General features: G+C 39.1%; 17 protein-coding genes and 1 riboswitch. Of the genes, 13 read left to right on the top strand and 4 right to left on the bottom strand.

The genetic code is table 11. From position 1 onward, the window contains the following. Window positions 1-42 precede the first annotated feature (42 nt). A riboswitch (Lysine riboswitch) is annotated at window positions 43-225 on the top strand. Window positions 226-357: 132 nt separating this feature from the next. The 4 genes from PQ474_RS07675 to PQ474_RS07660 all read left to right on the top strand — a co-directional run bounded on the left by PQ474_RS07675 (window position 358) and on the right by PQ474_RS07660 (window position 5,122). After that, entirely contained in the window at window positions 358-1,959 is a 1,602-nt protein-coding gene (locus PQ474_RS07675) for a Na+/H+ antiporter NhaC family protein (protein ID WP_273841560.1), read from the top strand. A gap of 349 nt (window positions 1,960-2,308) precedes the next feature. Next, complete coding sequence (locus PQ474_RS07670; protein ID WP_273841558.1) at window positions 2,309-3,319, top strand: TRAP transporter substrate-binding protein; 1,011 nt, start codon at window positions 2,309-2,311, stop codon at window positions 3,317-3,319. Window positions 3,320-3,340: 21 nt separating this feature from the next. Then, window positions 3,341-3,832, top strand: coding sequence for a TRAP transporter small permease (locus PQ474_RS07665; RefSeq protein ID WP_273841557.1), 492 nt, complete (start codon window positions 3,341-3,343; stop codon window positions 3,830-3,832). A gap of 15 nt (window positions 3,833-3,847) precedes the next feature. Continuing rightward, on the top strand, window positions 3,848-5,122 hold the full coding sequence (locus tag PQ474_RS07660; protein ID WP_273841555.1) for a TRAP transporter large permease: 1,275 nt from the start codon (window positions 3,848-3,850) through the stop codon (window positions 5,120-5,122). Between the two features lie 541 nt (window positions 5,123-5,663). Here PQ474_RS07660 and PQ474_RS07655 read toward each other — a convergent pair. Further along, on the bottom strand, window positions 5,664-6,845 hold the full coding sequence (locus PQ474_RS07655) for a M20 family metallopeptidase (RefSeq protein WP_273841552.1): 1,182 nt from the start codon (window positions 6,843-6,845) through the stop codon (window positions 5,664-5,666). Between the two features lie 158 nt (window positions 6,846-7,003). Between PQ474_RS07655 and PQ474_RS07650 the strand changes: the two genes are divergently transcribed. Beyond that, window positions 7,004-9,082: a sigma-54 interaction domain-containing protein gene (locus PQ474_RS07650; protein ID WP_273841550.1), complete on the top strand. Its 2,079-nt coding sequence runs from the start codon at window positions 7,004-7,006 to the stop codon at window positions 9,080-9,082. Window positions 9,083-9,127: 45 nt separating this feature from the next. On the opposite strand, the gene yfcC is transcribed toward PQ474_RS07650, so the two are convergent. The 3 genes from yfcC to PQ474_RS07635 all read right to left on the bottom strand — a co-directional run bounded on the left by yfcC (window position 9,128) and on the right by PQ474_RS07635 (window position 14,520). Next, window positions 9,128-10,636: a putative basic amino acid antiporter YfcC gene (gene yfcC / locus PQ474_RS07645; RefSeq protein WP_273841549.1), complete on the bottom strand. Its 1,509-nt coding sequence runs from the start codon at window positions 10,634-10,636 to the stop codon at window positions 9,128-9,130. 1,362 nt (window positions 10,637-11,998) lie between these two features. After that, window positions 11,999-13,360 carry an MFS transporter gene (locus tag PQ474_RS07640; RefSeq protein WP_273841547.1) on the bottom strand — a complete coding sequence of 454 codons (1,362 nt, stop codon included), beginning with the start codon at window positions 13,358-13,360 and terminating at the stop codon, window positions 11,999-12,001. Window positions 13,361-13,758: 398 nt separating this feature from the next. Then, window positions 13,759-14,520: an IclR family transcriptional regulator gene (locus PQ474_RS07635; RefSeq protein WP_273841545.1), complete on the bottom strand. Its 762-nt coding sequence runs from the start codon at window positions 14,518-14,520 to the stop codon at window positions 13,759-13,761. Between the two features lie 415 nt (window positions 14,521-14,935). Between PQ474_RS07635 and PQ474_RS07630 the strand changes: the two genes are divergently transcribed. The 8 genes from PQ474_RS07630 (at window position 14,936) to PQ474_RS07595 (ending at window position 22,415) form a co-directional block, all read left to right on the top strand. After that, complete coding sequence (locus PQ474_RS07630) at window positions 14,936-15,187, top strand: YciI family protein (protein WP_273841543.1); 252 nt, start codon at window positions 14,936-14,938, stop codon at window positions 15,185-15,187. A gap of 42 nt (window positions 15,188-15,229) precedes the next feature. Continuing rightward, on the top strand, window positions 15,230-16,171 hold the full coding sequence (locus tag PQ474_RS07625; protein ID WP_273841541.1) for a fumarylacetoacetate hydrolase family protein: 942 nt from the start codon (window positions 15,230-15,232) through the stop codon (window positions 16,169-16,171). 5 nt (window positions 16,172-16,176) lie between these two features. After that, window positions 16,177-16,662 (top strand): DinB family protein, encoded by a 486-nt coding sequence (locus PQ474_RS07620; protein ID WP_273841539.1) that lies wholly within the window; start codon window positions 16,177-16,179, stop codon window positions 16,660-16,662. A gap of 21 nt (window positions 16,663-16,683) precedes the next feature. Continuing rightward, window positions 16,684-17,796: a cupin domain-containing protein gene (locus tag PQ474_RS07615; protein ID WP_273841537.1), complete on the top strand. Its 1,113-nt coding sequence runs from the start codon at window positions 16,684-16,686 to the stop codon at window positions 17,794-17,796. A 39-nt stretch (window positions 17,797-17,835) separates the two neighbouring features. Beyond that, on the top strand, window positions 17,836-19,038 hold the full coding sequence (locus tag PQ474_RS07610; protein ID WP_273841535.1) for an FAD-dependent monooxygenase: 1,203 nt from the start codon (window positions 17,836-17,838) through the stop codon (window positions 19,036-19,038). 409 nt (window positions 19,039-19,447) lie between these two features. Beyond that, complete coding sequence (locus PQ474_RS07605) at window positions 19,448-20,275, top strand: hypothetical protein (RefSeq protein ID WP_273841533.1); 828 nt, start codon at window positions 19,448-19,450, stop codon at window positions 20,273-20,275. Window positions 20,276-20,773: 498 nt separating this feature from the next. Further along, the gene (locus PQ474_RS07600) at window positions 20,774-22,285 is read left to right on the top strand and encodes a sodium-dependent transporter (protein ID WP_273841531.1); all 1,512 of its coding nucleotides are present in this window, start codon (window positions 20,774-20,776) and stop codon (window positions 22,283-22,285) included. A gap of 16 nt (window positions 22,286-22,301) precedes the next feature. Next, window positions 22,302-22,415 (top strand): methionine/alanine import family NSS transporter small subunit, encoded by a 114-nt coding sequence (locus PQ474_RS07595; RefSeq protein ID WP_273841530.1) that lies wholly within the window; start codon window positions 22,302-22,304, stop codon window positions 22,413-22,415. Window positions 22,416-22,505 lie beyond the last annotated feature (90 nt).

The following is a 22,505-nucleotide window of genomic DNA, read 5'->3' as shown; positions in this document are numbered from 1 at the left end:
TAATATCCAATACGGTAATTGAATAGAGATGCCTCATTGTTGAAATGAGGTAGAGGCGCGACAGACATGAGTATCTTTCTTGAGGATGACAACGTAGAAGGGAAGCGAAAGGGGATGTTGCCGAAGTGGAAGTAGAGGTCAGGCTGCTTTTGCTGGAACTGCATTGAATAAATGCAGGGCTGTCATAACTTGCATGCAAACAAGTTATGGAGGACTACCATTCAAATGGGGATATCACGCGCGCATAGGCGATAGTGGGTAACCATTATTGTCTTTTTTTGTATAGAAGTGGTCATGTGACGTTCTCAAGTAGTCCTTATTCTATGAAAATACTATACTTTTAGGAGGTTTTCGTTTATGGAATCATCTATTTTATCTTTATTGCCTCCGATATTAGCGCTTGTCATGGTTATTTTGACAAGACGAGTTCTATTATCATTAGGACTTGGTGCTATTGTTGGAGCATTATTATTACACGACTTTAATCCACTTACGGCAGCTGCGAATATCTACGCGATTGTCATGGGCATTATCTTTGACTTTGATGTTGAAATCGTAACGTTTGGAACGGTCACACGTGCGATCATTGATCAGCGTTTTGCGATTAATACGTGGGAATTTTTCATCGTTCTGTTTCTATTATTATTAGGCATGATGGCTGCGCTTATTACACGTTCTGGAGGTAGCCGCGCGTTTGGTGAATGGGCCATGACGCGTGTGAAAACCCGTGTAGGAGCTCAATTATTAACGGTGGTACTTGGTATCATTATTTTCATTGATGATTATTTTAACAGCTTAACGGTTGGGAATGTGAGCCGTCCGTTAACCGATCGACACAGAATCTCACGTGCCAAATTAGCTTACTTAGTTGATTCAACGTCGGCACCGATGTGTGTCATGGCTCCGATCTCAAGCTGGGGAGCTTATATTATCGCGATTATTGCAGGGATCTTTGCGACGCATTCTGTAACAGAATACGAAGCTTTACAAGCATTTATGCTCATGGTTCCAATGAATATCTATGCGTTGGTTGCGATTGGATTAGTACTCGCTGTAGCTTGGTTTAATTTAGATGTTGGACCAATGAAGCAACATGAAAAACGAGCTCAGGAAACAGGAGAATTATTTAATGCTAAATTAGGACCTATTCCAGGTGCTCAAGATGATATTAAAGCAAATGCTAAAGGCAAAGTGGGCGACCTTGTCTGGCCAATCGTCGCACTGATCATCGGAACTGTGTTCTTTATGATTCTTACGGGAATCCAAGGTACAGAAGGCGACGTGACCATTTTAACGATTTTTGAAAATACAGATGTGGCTGCTGCGCTTGTGTACGGCGGACTTTTTGGTTTTGCGATTGCTCTTTTATTAAATGTAATGAAGCCGAAGTCTGAAACAGGTTTAGGATTATCTCTTGGTGTCGGCATGAAATCAATGCTTCCGGCTATATATATTTTATTTTTTGCTTGGACACTAACGTCGATCATCGGTGATTTAGAAACGGGAGCGTACTTAGCTTCTATCGTGGAAAGATCGAATTTGAACCCAATGTTCTTACCTGTTATTTTATTTGTTATTGCTGGATTCGCCGCTTTCTCAACCGGAACGTCATGGGGAACATTTGCCCTCTTGCTACCAATTGCAGGGGAAATGGCGGCTGTCATTGATATCTCAATGATCCTACCAATGATGGCGGCCGTTCTTGCTGGGTCGATTTTTGGAGATCACTGTTCTCCGATCTCTGATACGACGATTTTATCGTCTACGGGTGCAGGAAGTCATCACATTGACCACGTAGTCACTCAGCTTCCTTATGCATTAATTGCAGCGGGAATTACGATTGTGTCGTATCTTGTTTTAGGCGCGACAACAAGTGTGGTCCTTAGTTTAATCGTTGCATTAGTACTATTAGTTGGAACGATAATGGTATTAAAAAGAAAATCTCAAGAAAATGCATAAGAGGTAAGATATTAGGTGCTGGGAGAAAAACCCCTAGCACCTTTTTTAGTGTGAGTAAAAGGCTAAATGCGGACAATTCCTTACCTTAAGATGAAGGTAAGCCGAAACAGGTTGGATGGTGAAAAAGGTAGAAACGAGTTAGCCAGAGTTGGGTAATTTAGTTAAATATAAATATCGAAATGATATTGACAAGTTTAATAATTTTGACTATTATCAAATTAAGGAACAAGATTCACTAAGTCGATAAAAAGATCATCAAGGGGGCATTAATTGAAAGCGGTTCCTGAAAAGGGCTTTATAGGGGCAATGGAATGTAGAGAATATTAAATGATATAAATGGGGGATTATGATGAAAAAAGGCAAGGTTTTGTTCATGATGTTAGGGTTCGTTCTGCTAACAATAGTAACTGCGTGCGGAGGAAATGAAAGCGCTAACGCAGGTGAGGCTAATGGCGAAGAAACATATTCTTTTAGAGTATCCTTAGTCACACCACCTTCACATGGGTGGACCGTAACAGCAACAAAATTCAATGAAGAACTACAAGCTCTTTCAAATGGACGAATGGAAGTGCAAGTTTTCCCGAGCGAACAGCTTGGATCTGAGGCCGATATGGTTCAACAAATGGAAATAGGGACGTTGGATTTTGGATTTATCACAAATGCTTATATGAGTACGAGATCAGAATCTTTGAATGCTTGGTTTATGCCTTTCTTATTTGAAGATTTAGAAGAAGCAAGTCAAGCTAGACGTTCTGAAGAAGCACGGAAAATGCTTGATGAACTTGAAGCACAAGGTTTAGTCGGTTTAGATTTTAGTTTTGCTGGAGAGAGACATGTCCTTATGAAGGATGGAGCGATACAGTCACCAGAAGATTTAAAGGGGAAGAAATTACGTATCATTGGTAACCCAGTCATGCAAGAGTTTTGGACAGAATTAGGTGTAAGTCCCACACCAATGCCACTTGGAGAAGTATATTCATCATTACAAACTGGTGTCATAGATGGGATAGATATTGATTTAGACGCGCTTGTTTCTTTGAACTTACAAGAAATTTCTAAAGATTTAACTTTGACGAAGCAAATGGCATTCCCGTCCGTTGTTGTTATGAGTCAAAAAGTGTTTGATTCCCTATCTGTTGAGGATCAACAAATTGTGAAAGAAGCGATCGAGGCTGCGGTAGATTGGGGAGTTGAAGATGCCATTCAACGAGAAAAAGAAAACTTAGAATTTTTGCAGCAAGCAGGATTGAATATTATCGATGATTTCGATACGACATCTTTTAAACCAGTTCAAGAACAGATCTATACAAAGTACAGCAGTAATGAGTTGATTCAAACCTTTATTGAAAAAAATCAATAAAGCGTAAAGGGGGGCGTAAAAGTGACTTTAACAAATATATTCGAAAAATTAAGTGATTACGTATTTAAAATTGAAAAATGGATCGTAATGACTTTAATTATAGCTATGTTTGTATCACTTACAGCTGGTGTATTTTTCCGTTATTACTTAAATAGCCCCTTATTTTGGAGTGACGAGTTTGCCATTTTTACTTTAGTTTGGTTGACGTTTTTAGGTGGAAGTATGAGTATTAAACGGCAGCAAACCGCTGCCGTTACCATTTTAGTAGATAAATTAAACGAAAAACTAAGAAAACTAGTCGCAAGTATTGGCTTTTTCATTGTATTCCTTTTTTGTTTATTTATCGTGTACTATTCATTTATATGGCTGAGCTCACCAAATATCGTATTACAAAAATCAAATTCTATGCAAATTCCAATGATTTACCCTTATTTAAGTGTTCCTTTAGGCTTCTTCTTTATGAGTATACATTCGCTACATTTGTTTTTACTAAGTCTTAAGGAAACTTCATAAAGGGGAGGGGTTACGATGCTACTAGCGTTATTTGTGTTTATTATTCTATTATTATTACGCATACCTATTGCGATTGTTCTAGGGATAACGAGTGTTTCTTATATCGTGATTAGTGGTAGTTTAGGTCTTTTACAAACGGTGCCACAACGGTTATATTCAGGATTAGAAAGCTATGGTTTGTTAGCGATTCCATTATTTATGCTAGCAGGAGAATTAATGAATTCAGGGGGAATTACAAAAAGACTCGTTCGCTTTGCTAAAGTGTTATTTGGCCATTACAGAGCTGGATTAGCTTATGTTAATGTTGTCGCTAATATGTTTTTAGCCTCTATCATTGGCTCAGCTACAGCACAGATTGCCATGATGAGTAAGGTAATGGTTCCTGCAATGGAAGAGGAAGGGTATAAACGATCATTTGCATCTGCCACGACAGCAGCAGCAGCCCTACTTGGCCCGATCATTCCTCCAAGCATGTTATTTATTATCTATGGTGTTCAATCTGGAACGTCAATTGGTACGATGTTTTTAGCTGGAATCATGCCTGGTATTTTATTAGGTGTTTCTTTTATCCTAGTGATTATGTACATAGGATATAAACATCAATTGCCGCGTTCTGAGAAGGAGCCTTTGAAAAACGTGTTTGAAGCTAGTTTTAAAATCATCCCAGCTCTACTTGTTCCGGGAATCATCATCATTGGGATTATCAGTGGAGTGTTCACACCAACCGAATCAGCGGCGATTGCCTGTTTGCTCGGGATCATTGTCGGATTTTTCTTTTATAAAGATCTTAAAATTAAAAATATCCCTGATATATTAGTCAATACAGCGATGACAACTGCGACTGTCACTTTGTTAATTGCTATGGCGAACATATTTGGTTGGGTGTTAACATTTGAAGGAATTCCACAAATGCTGGCAAAAGCAATGACAGGCTTAACAGATAGTCCATTAATCTTCCTCTTATTAACAAATCTTTTACTGCTTTTAATAGGAACAGTGATTGATGGAATTGCTGCACTCATTATTATCGTGCCAATCTATCTGCCTATGATTGCGATGTATGGCATTGATCCAATTCATTTTGGAATTATTATTTGTATCAATTTAACAATAGGTTTGTTAACTCCGCCAGTTGGCGCTGGTTTATTTATAGCCTCATCGATTGGACAAGTGAAAATTGAAGCTCTAACAAAATCTATTTTTCCTTTTTTGGTGGCATCGTTTGTTGTATTAATCATCATTACGGTATGGCCAGAGATTGTATTATGGATTCCGAATTTAGCTAGATAAGATTGAAGAAATAGATAGTTGATGTGCGGTTTTTTCTTAGTACAGGAAATCTACGTGACATCTTCAGGACAAAAAATATCGAAACAAGCAAGCCTGCTATGAGGGATCAGCTCTCTGTGCAGGGTTGAAGCATGAGGCCCCGCTGCTGAACGAATGATCAAGAGATTAATTGTATAGATTCCGATGATGGTTTCATTTAAGGATGGATGTAATCCTAGTAGAGCAATACCAGGCTTTAGAATGGAGGGAATGTAGGATTAATGTCAGAAATGCATTCTGATTGACTTACTTCGATTCGAAGAGAGCATAAGCCTTTTAAACTTAAAGGAAGTCATGCAAAAGGATTTTAATCAAACGTTTATTTAAATAAATAGGGAATACAAGAGGACTCAGCCATTTTTTTGCTGAGTCCTTTTTAATGCTATGTGTGGTAGTTTTCAATTTATGCGTTTAATTTCCTTAATGATACATCCTTTTTATGCGAACTGAAAAAATACCAACTCACATTACCTAATCCATCACAACATCGAAAACCGGCTTATTAAACGTTCTTTCTAGCGACTGTTCGTTCAAATTCTTCTTTGATCTCTTTCACATATGCCGGGTTGGTTAATAAGTCATAACCGGTTGCAACGAGAGTTTTAGCACCAAGAATCATTGCTTCAAATCCTCGTGAATCACCAGCAGCATCACGGAATCCCTCTGTGTGGCCAGAGTATGGGCAATCATCCATTTTGATATAGGGGTGAATAGCTGGTGCAACTTGGCTTACATTCCCCATATCTAGAGAGCCATGATCTTGATCTTTTAGGATTTCCTCTGGTACGACACCTAGAGCTATGAGGTTCTGGCAATAAAGTTCTGATAGCGTTTCATTTGTAGTAAGGTTATCGTAGCCAAGTTCATGATTGGATATTTTGAACTCACATCCTGTGGCAAGGGCTGCAGCTTCTACACAGCGCTTTACTTTCGCTGAGGTTTCCTCTAGCACATGTTTCTCATTAGCACGAACATAAAACTGTGCTTGTGCTCTTGCTGGTACCACATTAACTACATCTCCGCCGTTTGTAATAATGCCATGGATTCTCACGTCATCAGGAAGGTGCTGGCGCAGGGAATTGATTAAATTAAACGTTTGTATAACCCCTTCTAACGCATTTACTCCCTCATCGGGACTTGCTGCTGCATGCGCAGGCTTGCCGTAGAAATCGAATTGTACAGCTTCCATTGCCATAGAGGATCCGCTTCTCTCATGAACACCAGATGGATGAACCATTAATGCTGCATCAAGACCATCAAGAAGCCCTTTATCTGCAAATATTACTTTAGCTCCATTTGTTTCTTCGGCTGGAGTGCCAAATACAATGACTTCGCCTCCGAATTCAGCCACAGCTTCCTTTAAAGCAATCGCCGCCCCTGTACTCATCATTCCAATGAGGTTGTGGCCGCAGGCATGTCCAATCTCAGGTAAGGCATCATACTCAGCGAAATATCCAAGTGTCGGGCCATGTTTATCCGAACGGAATTTTGCGATGAAAGCAGTTTTTAAATCAGCAATGTTTGTCTCGACATCAAAACCATGATTGCGCAGTTCCTCCGTTAGGACTTCCATAGCTTTATGTTCTTCATTTCCAAGCTCGGGATTTTCCCATATGTAACGGCTGATTTGAATCCAGTTATCTTTATGCTTTTCAATTGTTTCAAAAAGAGAGTCTTTGTTCATTTTCTCAACTCCTATATTTTCCTTTATGTATACATATTGCAAGTTTAGTGCCAAGTATTCAAATCCTCTACTTCATACTTTTTACTTATATCTATTTATGTTAAAGGGTAATTGGCTGTTTTTGGCGAACCCAATATAACTAGAGATAGGGGTGTAGGATGATGAGGCAAAAAGAAATCGTTTTGATTGCTGGATCTAATGAAACAAGAGACGCATTAAGTGAACAGTTACATGAATTAATTGGTGATTTTATTCTTATTAAGAGCTATGCAGTTGATGATGATTCTCTTCCATTATTTACAGATCAACTCATTTTGTTATCTTCCAATCAGATTAAGCGAGAAGTTGTTGAGTATATTGGTGAAGGGTGCTCCGTTATTATAGCCAAGCGAATTATTAATTTTTCATCGATTGAAACTCTCTTTCTTATTCCAGAAGGGGAGAGTGTCTTATATGTAAATGATTTTCCTGAAACCGTAGACGAGGCTTTAGCTTCCGTTGATAAATTTGGCGTGCATCATTTAAATTTTATTCCTTATGATCCGAGCAAGCTGCCAAATCCTGCTATAAAAATTGCCGTCACTCCGGGTGAGTTAGACCTAGTACCAGATACAATTGAGACCGTTATTAATCTTGGTCCAAGGTTGATAGACATGTCCACAATGATTATGATCTTAACACGCTTTTCCATTCTTGAGTCCAAGCTAGAAGCGGTTTCCGACCGCTATCTTCATACGATCACTAGATTAAGTCAAAAATTAAGGCTGGCTACTAGTGAAGCCAATCGCACCACCGATCATTTAAAAACAGTGGTAGACGGAGTAGACGACGGTATTTTAGCTATTAAACAAGGAAATGTAACGGTAATCAACGAGGTAGCCGAAAAAATACTTGGGCTTGGAAGGGGACAAGCGCTTAATAGAAGAGTAGGGCAGTCTATTAAAGATCAAGAGCTGCTGTATTTTATAAGCAATACCGATCGTGACGATGATTTATTGAATATAAAAGACCAAGAAATATTGGTGCATAAATTTTGGATAGAACCTGATCAAACCATTGTGCTTACACTGAAAAATGTTAGTGAAGAACGTAAAGTAGAACAACGTATTCGTAGGGATCTAAAAAAGAAAGGACATCTGGCAAAGTATACATTTGACCAAATCATTGGTGAACATCCAGAGTTAAAAGCGACCAAAGCTACAGCTCAAAAATTAGCAAAGACCGACTTAACTATTCTTATTGAAGGAGAAAGCGGGACGGGAAAAGAGCTTTTTGCAAGCTCCATCCACGTGGCATCTAACAGGAGTAAAGGTCCATTCTTAGCTGTAAACTTTAGTGCTCTTCCGGAGGATTTGGTAGAAAGCGAGCTATTTGGCTATGAGGAAGGGGCATTTACAGGTGCTAAGAAGGGTGGTAAGAAAGGATTATTTGAACAAGCGAACGGCGGAACTATTTTTTTAGATGAAATTGGAGACATTAGCTTAAAAGTTCAAGCTAGATTGCTGCGTGTTTTGCAAGAAAGAGAGCTCCTTAGGATAGGCGGAGAACATATTATTCCAATTGATGTCCGTATAGTAGCTGCTACGAACAAGAACTTGCTGACCTTAATTGAAGATGGCGAGTTCAGAGAGGATCTATATCATCGTTTAAAAGTTTTATTCCTCCATTTACCTGAATTGCGAAATCGTTATTCTGATATTCGGCTGCTCGTTCGGCATTTCCTTCATGAGCAAGGATTAGGCCATGTTAAGGTAGAGAAAGATGTTATAGATATACTTGAACAGTATCCGTGGTATGGGAATATACGAGAGCTGAAAAACACTATTGATTACATGCTTGCTGTAAGTGAAGGCAGCTGTTTAACAGTGGATACCATACCAGATGACCGCTTCTTTCAAAGAAAGCCTAGTACAGCTCATATAAAATTAGGCAATGAAGTAATGGAGAAAGACAACGAGTCAGACAACCTTACTAAGGAAGAGCTACAAGCAAATCCTGAATTATTGTTTATTTTAAGAGCTCTCCAAAGTTTGCAACAAAAAGGAGAAGGAGCGAGCCGCAAGAAAGTATCAGACCTGAGTAAGCTGCAATTTCATTATGAGTTAACAGAGCAGCAGGTAAGACATCGTTTAGAACTGCTTGAGGAACAAGGGTATATAAAAAAAAGAAGAGGGAGATTTGGTACAAAGATCATGCCGAAAGGGGAAGCTGTTCTGCGTTCTACTCCAACCGCATAACAACACAGCAAAGCCCTTCACCTATTAGTGAAGGGCTTTTGATAATTAATAGAAACCTATCAATACAGCAATCACAATAAAGATGGAACCTAATGCAAAAAGGAGCAGCTGAAATTTAATCTGAAACTTAAACCATTTACTCCAATCAAGTCGAGCGACTCCTAGTACACCCATCAAAGCTGCTGATGTGGGTACAATTAAGTTGGTGAAGCCATCTCCGAGCTGAAAGGCAAGTACTGCAACCTGACGAGTGACACCGGCCATATCTGCTAACGGAGCAAGTAAAGGCATAGTTAAAGCGGCCTGTCCTGTTCCTGATACGACAAAGAAATTAAAAATGGATTGGAACACAAACATAAGCCAAGCTGATACTTCAGCAGGCAAACCGTTAAACAGCTGTCCTGCAGAGAATAAGATGGTATTTAAAACAGAAGCCAGACTAGGATCATCTCCGCCTAAGATAATGACAATCCCTTTAGCCATTCCTACAATAAGAGCAGCCGGTACTAAATCTTTTGCTCCTGTTTTAAATCCGTCTGCAATATCATTTATACTCATATTATTAAGCTTAAAAATCACTCCAATCATTCCAGCTGCCAAGCCAATTGTGAAAAATTGAGAGGCTATTTCAGGAATGTAGTAAGCGTGATACACAACCCCCCACACAATCCATACGACACCAAGTAGAATGGCTGATAAGACAAGCCCGTGACCTAGAGAAAATGTGGATTGAATATCAGTTTTCTCAAAATCTTTTCTAAAATAAGCATCAGATTCATAAGAGAGTGATCTTTTTGGGTCCTTTTTGACTCGGTTTGCATAGACCATTGTATAAATGACCCCAATCACTGTAAAAATGATCCACATCGCAAGTCTGAAAGGTGTCCCACTCATTACCGGTACATCAGCAAGTCCCTGAGCAATGGCTACTCCAAAAGGGTTCATCCATGAGGTAGCAAAGCCAATTTGTGTTGCTACATATGTGATCATGACTCCCGTGATAGCATCGTAGCCAAGAGCAATAACAAGCGGTATGACTATTAAGGAGAAAGCGATGGCTTCTTCCCCCATACCAAATACAGCCCCTCCAAGCGAGAATAGAGTAAAAAGAATCGGAATAACAAGGATCTCTTTTCCTTCTGTTCGTTTTATAACCGATAAGATACCTTCTTCTACAGCTCTAGTTTTCATAATGATGCCAAACGAACCACCAATAATCAGAATAAAGGCAACGACTCCCACAGCTGATCCCCATTTGCTGCCTGAAACAAGTCCCTCAAAAACGTAATTTAAAAATCCGGCGCCGCCGCCTGGTTCAAATAAAGAAACTCCCTCACGGACAGCATTTCCATTTTCGTCCTCAACCACTGAAAAACTCTCCGGAATTAATACAGTCCTTGTATCTTCATTACCTTGGCTGTCAGTATAGGTAACCTCCTCAGTTTGAAATTGCCCAAGAGGCACAAGGTAAGTAAGGAGAGCAGCGGCTAACACCACAAAGAAAATAATGACGAACGTATCAGGAGTTTGAAACTTTTTCTTTTTATTAGTCATCCTATAACACACCCTTCTTAAGATCGTTTTTCAGTATATAATTGCAAGAAGTGTGCCAAAATTCTAAAAGTTATATAGGCTTAAATTCACGTTGATTAATTCTTATTGGGTATAATGGTTCTAATTGGTTGAACCTTAATGTCTTAAAAATAGTTTTTTGCAATAAAGGGAAATGGGGTTTAGTTGAAACTAGAAGTGGGTATTAGTTAGCAAATAATGAATAAGGTATGAGGACAATATGAACAGCAAAAGAAAATTTGAAATGGGAGTACCCGTTTGTTAAAACGATTCGTGATCCCATTGTACGAGACCAAATTAAACAAATGCTGATTCATATTATAGAGAAGGGTATAGGAAATATGGAATTCCCGCTTAATATTCAATGCGAGCGATACTCGGTATTAAGGGAGCGCGTTATGCGGCCTCGCTCGTACTTAATCCACGTTTATTTTTAAATAATTGTCCAACAGAGGAACCGCTTTCAATATTCATGCGTTCTTCAAACTTATCGTTTTTGGTAAAAGTAAAGTTAGGACTAAATTTGGCTAGAACAGTTCCGAGTTCAAGGTTTCGTCCTTTGACTATCAAGAAATCAGGTGTTTTTTTGGGGTATTTATTTACATTAAAGGTAGAAAGAGAAGCCAGCAATCCAAAAAATAACTTCCCATCCAAACTGAGGGATTAAGAAAATGCTTAACCTCAACCGTGGTAAGTAACTATTCTTCCATGAGATAAGGAACGCCCCCCCGTAGAGGACAAGATCATACCCATCAAAAGCAATGATAAAAGTACACCAAAAACAACAACATTAAATGAAAGCGATTAAAATAACTTTTACTAATGATCTCTGTAGTGTTTTTTTAAAACAGTCTATTCCTTTTCTATGAAAATGGAGATCATATACATTTCTAGGGAAGAACAAAAAAAATGGATATTTAGTCAGAGGCCACTGAAAAAGTTCCTATTAGCAGATTCGGGGAAGTGCAATGGCTTCACACGTTGCGCGCAGCTCTCTGTGCAGGGTTGAAGTATGAGGCCTCGCTGATGAATGAATGAATGAATGATCAAGAGATTAATTGTATAGGTTCCGATGATGTTTCATTTAAGGATGGATGTAATCTTAGTAGAGCAATACCAGGCTTTAGAATGGAGGAAATGTAGGGTTAATGTCAGATGAAGTAAATGCATTCTGATTGACTTACTTCGATTCGAAGAGATCGTAAGCCTTTTAAACTCACAGGAAATCATGCAAAAGGAGTTTAATCAAACGCTTATTTAAATAAATAGAAATACAAGAGGACTCAGCCATTTTTTTGCTGAGTCCTTTTTAATGCTATGTGTGGTAGTTTTCAATTTATGCGTTTAATTTCCGACGGCTTTATCTAATGATACATCCTTTTTAGGTTTGTTCATCTCTTGCTTATAGTGAGCTGGTTTTTCTGAGACAAACCATAACACAGTTGCGGCAATCATTCCTGGGACGGCAAAAGCAAGGAAATTTATTTGTATAGGTAAGCTAGCGGCGAGTAGCATCCCCCCAAGAGTTGGAGCAACGATCGCACCGATTCTGCCCACTCCAGAAGCCACGCCAAGAGCAGTTGAACGAATAGAAGGCGGGTAGTACTGCGAAACAAAAGCATTAGCGATATTTTGTGCTCCAATCGTACATGCCCCTGCCATGGCAACAAGCACATAAAGAAAAAATAGATTAGTTTTAAACCCAAGCATGACGATACAAATTGCACCCACGATATACATCGGGATCAACATCTTTTTAGGCCCCCACTTATCTGCCAACCTTCCTATAATAAGCGTACCAACAATCGCACCAAAATTAAGAACGATTAAAAAAGTTAAACTCGAATCAAGCGCATATCCGGCTTCAATCATTAATTTAGGCAGCCACGTGTTTAAACCGTAAACCATTAACAAACTCATGAAAAAAGCAATCCAAATCATGCTCGTACTTAATCCTCGTTTATTTTTAAATAATTGTCCAACAGAGGAACCGCTTTCAATATTCATGCGTTCTTCAAACTTATCGTTTTGGGTAAAAGTAAAGTTAGGACTAACTTTGGCTAGAACAGTTCCGAGTTCAAGGTTTCGTCCTTTGGCTATCAAGAAATTAGGTGTTTCTGGTATTTGTTTATACATTAAAGGTAGAAAGAGAAGTGGTATACCAGCAATCCAAAAAATAACTTCCCATCCAAACTGAGGGATTAAGAAAATGCTTAACGTAGGTGCCAACATGCCACCAACTGAATACCCGCACAATACAATGGAAACTAATATACTACGGCTCGTTTTGGGGGCATAATCTGTCATCAAAGCAATGATGTTAGGCATAATACCGCCAAGCCCTAACCCTGCAATAAAGCGGTAAATTGAAAATGTTTCTGGATTAGGAGCAAACCCGCAAAAAGCGGTAAACAAGCTAAATAATACAATACAAAGCATGATAACGTTTTTTCTTCCAATTCGGTCTGCTAGAATGCCAAAAGAGATCGCCCCAACCATAACCCCAATATATCCATAACTACCAATTGCTCCCGCTTCAACCGTGGTAAGTGACCATTCTTCTATGAGATAAGGAACGACCGACCCGTAGAGGACAAGATCATACCCATCAAAAGCAATGATAAAAGTACACCAAAACAACAACATTAAATGAAAGCGGTTAAAATTACTTTTATTAATGATCTCTGTAGTGTTTACGTTAGCCAATTATAAAACCCCCTATATAAAAATAAAAACAAGTGCATGACCACACATTCTAAACTTTGAAAATAACAAAATTATAATAATAGAGAACCTATTTACTTAATAGTGATTATAAACATGCTTTTTCATGTTTGCAAGTTTAAAAATTTTAAAAAAACAGTTTATTCCTTTTCTATGAAAATGGAGATCATATACATTTCTAGGGAAGAACAAAACGGATATTTAGTCAGAGGGCACTGAAAAAAGTGAAAATCGTACCTTTTTCAGTGCCCTCTTTAGTCATATAGGTTTAGTTACATGAAAAACACCTTTCAATGGCAAAGATTGAGAGGTGTTTTTGAAGTAGTGCCTGTTAAAGAGTAATCGTTCAGCTACGCATTTTTGTAGAATGATAGCTATGATTAGCTCTTATAACCAAAAGTCGCGGAGATCTCTTTGCTTGAACGAATTAAGTATTGGCTAAGTTCCTCCTCTTCATGAGTAGGAATTAGGTCAGAGAATCCAACAACGGTGATTGCTCCGAGGAGCTGCTTTTTATAATTAAATACAGGAAAGGCAACGGAGGATACGTTGGATACTAGTGGTTCCCGTGCATAGGCAATCTCTTTTTCTTTAATGATTTTACATTCTTCCTTAAAGTGAATCATTTTCTCTTCTGAGAGGTCGGCTAGTTCTTTCTGAATCCATTCGTCAATGACTTGGTCCTCTAAGAATGTTGCGAAAACCTTTCCATTTGCAGAAAGAACAGGGAGTAAGGTCCCAACTTGAGCGCCTATATTATATCCTTGTTTGACATTAACTTCTTTCACAATCATGGGTCCATTGCTTGTCCAGATCGAATAAAGAACGGTACTTAAACATTTTGCATTGATTTCTTGCATATAAGGTGTAATTCGATCAATCACATTTTCTTCAGCTGTCGCAGCCATTCCGTATTCGATCAATTTACTTCCAAGGATATAGGAGCCAGATTCTTTATCGCGGTAAAGAATCCCTGATTGAGTTAACGTATTTAAATATTTATATAGATTGCTTTTTGTGATTTTCGTTAGATCGCAAATCTCAGTAAATTTAAGGGGGCGACCTTCCTTAGCGATTAAATCAATAATACCAATGCCAATTTGCAATGATTGAATTGTGGTTCCTTTTTTAGGTGCTTCCATAAAGGTTCTCCTTTTTTATATGATAATAAGTCATCCCGTCAATCAATTAGAAGTACATCGATCATGGTTTTTATAGAAACTATCGATAGTTAATAAGAACAATAAAAAGTATAACATTAGCTTCGATCTAATCGCTAATACATTTTTAGTGTGTTAAGTCTTAAGACAGTTACTGCCTGCTATTTAGAAGATCTCTCGTAGCAGGCTTTTAAAATGGAGCAACGGTATTACATCATGCTTAGAGTCTACCGCAAAAGGAACCCCAACCTTTTTTCCATATTTCTAGTGACTGATTTTTTTAAAACAAAGTGCTTTAAATATATTGACAATTCGGAACTAAAGCATATATTATATTAATAGAGAACAATGTTATCTAATTTTATAATATTATTTCGGGCGAAAGTGAGGTGACTTAATGAAGAAATTTCTTGTAATGATCGAAAGAAAGCCTACATTTACGGGAAATCTGCTGCAAGGTCATCGCGAATTTTTAGAAGATCTTAAAGAAGAAACACTGGTTATCGCTGGGGGGTTCCCCGATCAAAGTGGTGGAGCTTATATATTGCAAACTACTTCACTAGAAGAAGCGAGAAAGATTGTTGAAAGAGATCCTATGAATCACGAAAATGAATCCGTTTACAGTGTGAAAGAATGGAATATTCGTTAGGTCATCTGTAACTAAAAAATTGAAAATAAAGGGGTATAAATCATGAAGTTAATTACATTTAAGCACGCAGGAATTTCCCGAGTTGGAGCAGTGGTGAATGAAGAGGTCATCGATTTACATGCATCTTATAAAGCGCAACTTAAATCAGAAGGAAAAATTCGTGTAGAGCAAATTGCTGAAGCGTTTGTCCCTGCTGATATGACTGGTTTGTTGCAAGGTGGAAAAGAAAGCATGGAATTGGCTAAACAAGCGATTGATTATGCACTGACAAATAAAGAGGATAACGGCTATAAACTGGTTTATTCATACAATGAGGTAAAAGTAGAAGCGCCAGTACCAAAACCAGGAAAGATTTTTGCAGTAGGTCATAACTACCGTGAACATATTTTAGAAATGGGACGTGAATTACCATCCAATCCCGTTTTGTTTGCTAAATTTGGAAACACCGTAATCGGACCGCAAGATGATATTCCATTCCATCCGGTTTCCGAACAGTTAGATTATGAAGCGGAATTTGCATTTGTCATTGGTAAGCGTGCAAAAAATGTATCAGAAGAGGATGCGCTAGATTACGTTGCTGGTTATGCAGTAGCAAATGACGTTACGTACCGCGATATTCAACGTCGCACACTCCAGTGGTTACAAGGTAAAACAGTAGATGGTAGTTTACCAATGGGGCCATGGATGGTGACTTCAGATGAAATAGCAGATCCACAAACGTTAGAAATGGTCTTAACCGTTAACGGAGAAGAACGTCAACGTACAAATACAGCTAACCAAGTATTCACAGTCAAGCACTTAGTATCATTCTTATCGAACCTAGCAACATTAGAGCCTGGTGATATCGTGATTACTGGAACTCCTGGTGGCGTCATTCAAGCGATGGAACCACAAGTTTGGTTAAAAGATGGAGACGTAGTCCGTGTAGAAATCGATCAAGTAGGCGTGCTAGAAAACACAGTACGTACGGTAAAAGGAGAGTAGGAAGCATGACACAAAGCCAAATTACATCCGTTCATAAATCGATTGATCGCATTCTTGAAACCGTGAAGGAGTTACCAGAAGAAACCATTCGCTGGAAGCCTACAGAAGATGAATGGTCGATTATGCAGATTATGGCACATATTGTTGAAGCATTGCCTTATTGGGTGAAGGAAACCAGGCAGTTGGTTGAAACTCCAGGGAAAGAATGGGGAAGAAATCATTTACATGAACCACGCCTGCAAGCGGTTAAACCTGAAACCGTAGACGCGATTAGCGTAGACGAAATGACTCAAGCCCTTGAACAAGTGAAACAAACCGTTCAAGCAGGAATTGCTGAATTGACGGCAGAGCAACTTGCATCTGAAGCAACAAGTGTCAATCCGAACTTTGGAACAAAACCACTTTCATTTATTATCGATCATCTAATCGATCAACATGTCAATAAACATGAAGGTCAAATTGAGCGTAATTTATCAAAATTAAACAAGTAATAACGAAGGGTGGAATCGAACATGGCAGAGAAAAATGACTTTTTCAAAAGTAAGATGGTTCAAGATTTTACAAAAGATATTAGGCAGTATAATTTGGGGCCGCTTTGGGAAGCGATTCCAGAACTCATGCACAAGACTCCTGAACCTCATGCGCAAGCCTATCTTTGGAAATGGAGCCTTCTTGAAAAGAAACTAGGGGAAGCGTCACAGATTTTCACACCAGAACGTGGTGGGGAAAGAAGAGCGATTTATCTTCAAAATCCTGGGCTAGAGTATCGCCAACCATGGGGCTGGGCTTCTACAAGTCAAACGCTCTATGCTGCTGTTCAGTTGCTACAACCGGGTGAAGAGGCACCTTCTCACCGTCATACTCAGAATGCTCTACGCTTTGTTACACACGGTGAAGGCGCTTATTCGATTGTCCAAGGTGAGCGAATTTTCATGGAAGAAGGAGATTTTCTGATCACGCCAAAGGATCTATGGCATGGTCATGGTCATCTAGGGACAGAGCCAATGATTTGGATGGATGTTCTTGATATTCCAACAAAATACATGATGGGTGCAACCTTCTTTGAGAATTACCCTGAAAAAATTGAGCAACCAAGTCTTCCAGACAACTATGGATCTCAACGTTATATGGGAGGAATGGTTCGTCCGATTTCAGATCGTCGTCCGCAAAAAGCACCGCTTGGTTCATATAAATGGAACCAAACGTTAGCGGCGATTGATGGGTTAAGTCGCTTTGAACCAGATACCTATGATGGATATGCCGTTGAATTTATCAATCCTTCAACGGGTCAAACAGCGAACCCGACGATCGCAGCATGGATGCAGAAGCTTCCAAAAGGGTACCATTCGAAAGCGCATCGCCATACACATTCAACGATTTACCAAGTCTATAAAGGTTCTGGTTATAGCGTGATTAATGGTCAACGTTTTGATTGGTCGAAAGGCGATTACTTTATTGTTCCAAACTGGGCTTGGCATGAGCATGTGGCTAATGAAGATACGTTCTTCTTCTCAGTAAGTGATTTACCTATTATGGAGCACTTTGATGTGGAAAGAGAAGAAGCATATGAGCAAGGAAACGGCTATCAAGAGATAACGAGTGAATTTAAACCGATTCTAGGTTAGCGAGCGAGATATTAATAGACTAATTGAGGGGGAACTATCATGATAAAGACGGATTCTATGATTATTGTTGGTGGAGGAATTGGGGGACTGGCAGCGGCTTTAGCGGCTGCGGAAGCTGGTCAAAAAACAACGGTACTTGAGCAAGCACCTGAATTTGGAGAAGTGGGTGCAGGAATTCAAATGGCACCGAATGCGATGGCGGTTTTAGATCGTTTAGGTGTGGGAGAAGAAATTGCCCAAATTGCTGTTTTTCCAAAAAGATTAGTGTTGAAAGATGTGTATACAGCTGAAGAGTTAACGGCTCTAGACTTAGGGGACGAATTTAAAGAAAGATACGGCTTCCCTTATATCGTCTTACATCGTTCAGACTTACACCGTGTCCTTTTGGAAGCGTGTCAAAAGAATCCTTTAGTCGATCTTGTTACGGATCAACACATTGAAACAGTTGAAGAAACGTCTGAAGGTGTTGTCGTGACAAATGCTAGAGGAGAAAAAATGGTTGGTAAAGCACTAATTGGAGCAGATGGACTCAAATCTAAGACACGTGCACTGTTCGTCGATGATGAGCCGATTTGCTCGGAATATGTGGCTTACCGCGGAACGATTCCAATTGCTGAAATTAGTGATGATGCTAATATGGATGATGTCATCATGTGGATTGGTCCAAATCTTCATGTGGTACAATACCCAGTTCGCCGTGGAGAACTATACAATCAAGTGGTTGTATTCAAGAGCTTAAATTATAAGCTAGATTCTGATGACTGGGGTACTCCAGAGGAAATGGATCAAGTATTTGCGAATGCACATCCGAAAGTAGAGAAGGCCCTTTCTTTCATCCAACGTCAAATTCGCTGGCCAATGTATGATCGATTACCGATTTCTAACTGGACAAAAGGTAATATTACACTGCTTGGTGATGCAGCTCACCCAATGCTTCAGTATTTGGCTCAAGGTGGAGTTCAGGCACTAGAAGATGCTTCTTATTTAGCTGACATGCTTAATGAACATGGCGAAAACTATGAAAAGGCATTCAAAGCTTTCCAAGAAGAACGTCTTCCACGTACCGCAAAAGTACAAACAACAGCTCGTACATGGGGAGAAATTATCCACGCCGAAGATCAAGTTTCCATTCTGTTGCGTAATACCATTTTTAAACAACGCGATGCAAAAGATTTTAGTTACACGGATTGGCTTTATGGACAGAAATACGGTCAAGGGTCTAAAAAAAAAGTAACGAATTAAATGAGAGTTTAATGAACAGGTAAGCACGAAAACAAAAGCATAAGAGGATTTTGGGAAGCGCTAGGAACCTAGCGCTTTTTCTGTTTTTTATCGTAAAGTTACAGGTAATAAGGAGAATTCAAAAAATACTATAAATTTTGAGCGTTTCCTTATATAATTTGTTTAATATTGGGAATTGGAATTGCGGTATTTAGTAGGCGTCGCTAGCTTTACAAATAGAGTACGTTTGTATTTGTAGCTAGAATATCCACTAGGGCGGGGACGGACAAGATGCAAACCACGAATGAGGTAGAACCTCTACTCTTTATCATGAAACATGTCATTTTTAGTTTTGGTTCATAAAATAGGTTATGTGCTCGGTCAACGTTTTAGTTTATACAATAGCAATATGACCAATAGGAGGAAAGCAATGAAAGGGACAACTAAGTTCATCCTTGTTTTATTAATAGGAAGTGTGCTCCTTAATGTGTATGGCTTATTTCAAATGAAACAAATGAAGATGAATTTGATGGATTATGTATCGTCTAGTTCACACGGGATTGAACACAGGTTATCGTCTATTGAGCATGAGTTGTATCAATGGCAAGAACGTGACAGGTGGGTACAAAACATTCAGTTTACACGAAGCGAACCAACGACGGGACCTGATGCTATTCATGTAGATGTCGAGTGGACGTTGCAAGAAGTGGAGCGAGATGCACAAATCAACTTCCTATATCGAAAAGGTGAGAAGGGAAATTGGATGGAAGTCGAAGCAGAATGGATTTCAGGATCTATGTATCAGGCAACGATTCCTCTAAACGCAAAAGATCATTACTCTTATCAAATTTCCTCGAATGGGTCTGTAATGAAAGGGAGTGAGATTGGGTATATTCCGACTGAAATTTATCAACCTGATCCGTTATCGATTGGATATGGAACGACTCATACAAGTGGCTCTAGGGATATACATTACGAGCTGTTTGTCGCTAAATATCATAGAGAATCAGATTTGTATGAAGTGGCTGAAATGTACGCACTCATTAAGACTAAAAGTGGAGAAATAGAAAAAAAGAAATTAGAGTTACGTGATGGTGAATATATGAGGTATGGTGATTCTGATGAATATGAAGAATATGGTGAAACGAACTGGTTTGTTCAGTTTGAGGGAGATGAACAGACTACTGTACAATTAGAAGTCCATTATACAAATGGATATGAAGAAGTGATAGATACCGATCTTTATTATATGCATTAATTTTATCAAAACAGGCCTTAGTTTTAGTGAGGCCATTGAAGAAGTCCCTTTTAGAGATTCGAGGAAGCAGCAATGGCTCCACACGTTGCGCGCCTGCTAGGAGAAACCCACTCATAGCAGGCTTAAGACAAAGCAACGGTTCCGCTCATTGCTTAAAGGGCACAGAAAAAGGTGAAAATCGTACCTTTTTCTGTGCCCTTAGTTTAGTGGGTCTGTTTTTTTAGATTAGTTGTAGATGAGGTTTGTTAAAGTCGACAAAAGAAAATGCATCAGAATCAGATGAAAGCAACTAAGTTCCTAAAGGTTAATTTCTATATGAACATAATTTATCGAACTCTTAGTAACAAAGTTGTACTTTGTTACATCAAAGGACAACCGTGATAAAGTAGTTGATAAAATGATTATAAAAAAACAAAATAGTTAGACTAAATATTTGAATTTTTGAATAAACAATAAATGTAAGCGCTTTATAAATTGATGACTGTGGGGTGAAAGAACATGAACGGAAGAGAACAATGGGGAACACGTGCCGGCTTTATCTTGGCCGCGATTGGATCGGCCGTAGGACTGGGTAACATTTGGCGTTTTCCGTATGTTGCGTATGAAAATGGAGGAGGAGCTTTCTTTTTACCGTACTTATTTGCTCTTATTACTGCAGGTATTCCGCTTCTCATTATGGAGTTTACACTTGGACACAAATATCGTGGATCGGCTCCATTATCCTATGCACGAATGAACAAAAAGGCTGAGTGGATTGGTTGGTGGCAAGTAGCCATTGCCTTTGTCATTGCGACTTACTATGCGGTCATTATTGCTTGGGCGATGTCGTATACGTATTTTGCGGTTAATCAAAAATGGGGGGAAGACACGGGTGGTTTCTTGATGGGTGACTATCTTCAACGAGTGGATATTGTTGCAGGAGGAGCACCAGGTGATCTAGGCTCGCTCGTACCAGGTGTCTTTATCCCATTAGTGGTAGTGTGGATTATTACGCTTGGTGTGTTATTTAAAGGGATTAAACGCGGGATTGAACTGGCAAATCGCATTTTTATCCCATTGCTCGTAGTGATGTTCTTCCTGATTGTGATTCGAGCCATTACGCTTGAAGGTGCAATGACTGGTTTAGACGCTTTCTTTAAACCAAATTGGAGTGAGATCATGTCGCCAGGAGTGTGGGTGGCTGCTTACGGGCAAATCTTCTTCAGTTTGTCGATCGCTTTTGCGATTATGATTACTTACTCGAGTTACTTGTCGCGTAAATCTGATATTACCAACAATGCATTCATTACCGGTTTTAGTAATTCTAGTTTTGAATTATTAGCTGGGATTGGGGTGTTTGCTGCATTAGGATTTATGGCCAATGCATCAGGAGTTGGAGTAGAAGAAGTAGCTAGCGCTGGAATCGGCTTAGCCTTTGTCGTCTTCCCAGAAATCATTAATACGTTTCCAGGGATGAATGGATTGTTTGGGGTGCTGTTCTTTGGATCGCTTGTGTTAGCAGGTTTATCCTCACTCATTTCCATTGTTGAAACGTTTGTTTCCGGTGTTCAAGACAAATTTAAATTTTCACGACAAAAAGCTGTGGCAATCGGAGGAGGGTTATCTGCTTTAATCTCCATTTTATTTGCTACTCAAGGCGGTCTATTTTTCTTAGATGCAGCCGATTACTTTATTAACACATTCGGTATTGCCCTTGCAGGTCTTGTTTCAGTTATTACCGTTTCGTGGTTTACAAAAAAACTACCAGAACTTCAAACGCATGCAGATGGTGTGTCTGATTTCCGTTTAGGATCTTGGTGGAAAATTTGCTTAAGCATTGTGACACCAATTGTTCTCGGATTTATGTTTATCCAAAATACGATTGAAAACCTAACAAGTAATTATGAGGGATACTCTAGTGCATTCTTATTTGGATCAGGTTGGTTAGTCGCAATTGGGGCTTTAGTGATCGGCTTCTTATTTGCCAAAGCGAAGTGGGGTAAAGGAGACTTAACTATTCCAAGAAAATAATAAAGGAGTGGATCATATGAGTGGTGGCGCTGTAACGATGATGCTTCTAGGAATGCTCATCATTTGGGGAGGACTTGGATTAAGTATTGCCAATGCTGTCAAGGTTTCGAAAGCTAAAAATAAGTTTTAATTTAAGGAGATAGAAGTTCGGAAATTATTCCGAGCTTCTTTTTTATGGAGGATACACATTCGTGCTTAGTTAGCCAGTATTTTCTAAATT

Source organism: Halalkalibacter alkalisediminis (assembly GCF_028610705.1).
Classification (GTDB): domain Bacteria; phylum Bacillota; class Bacilli; order Bacillales; family Bacillaceae_D; genus Halalkalibacter; species Halalkalibacter alkalisediminis.
Note: the sequence above shows the minus strand (reverse complement) of the source record. Positions and strands in the feature narration are given on the sequence as shown.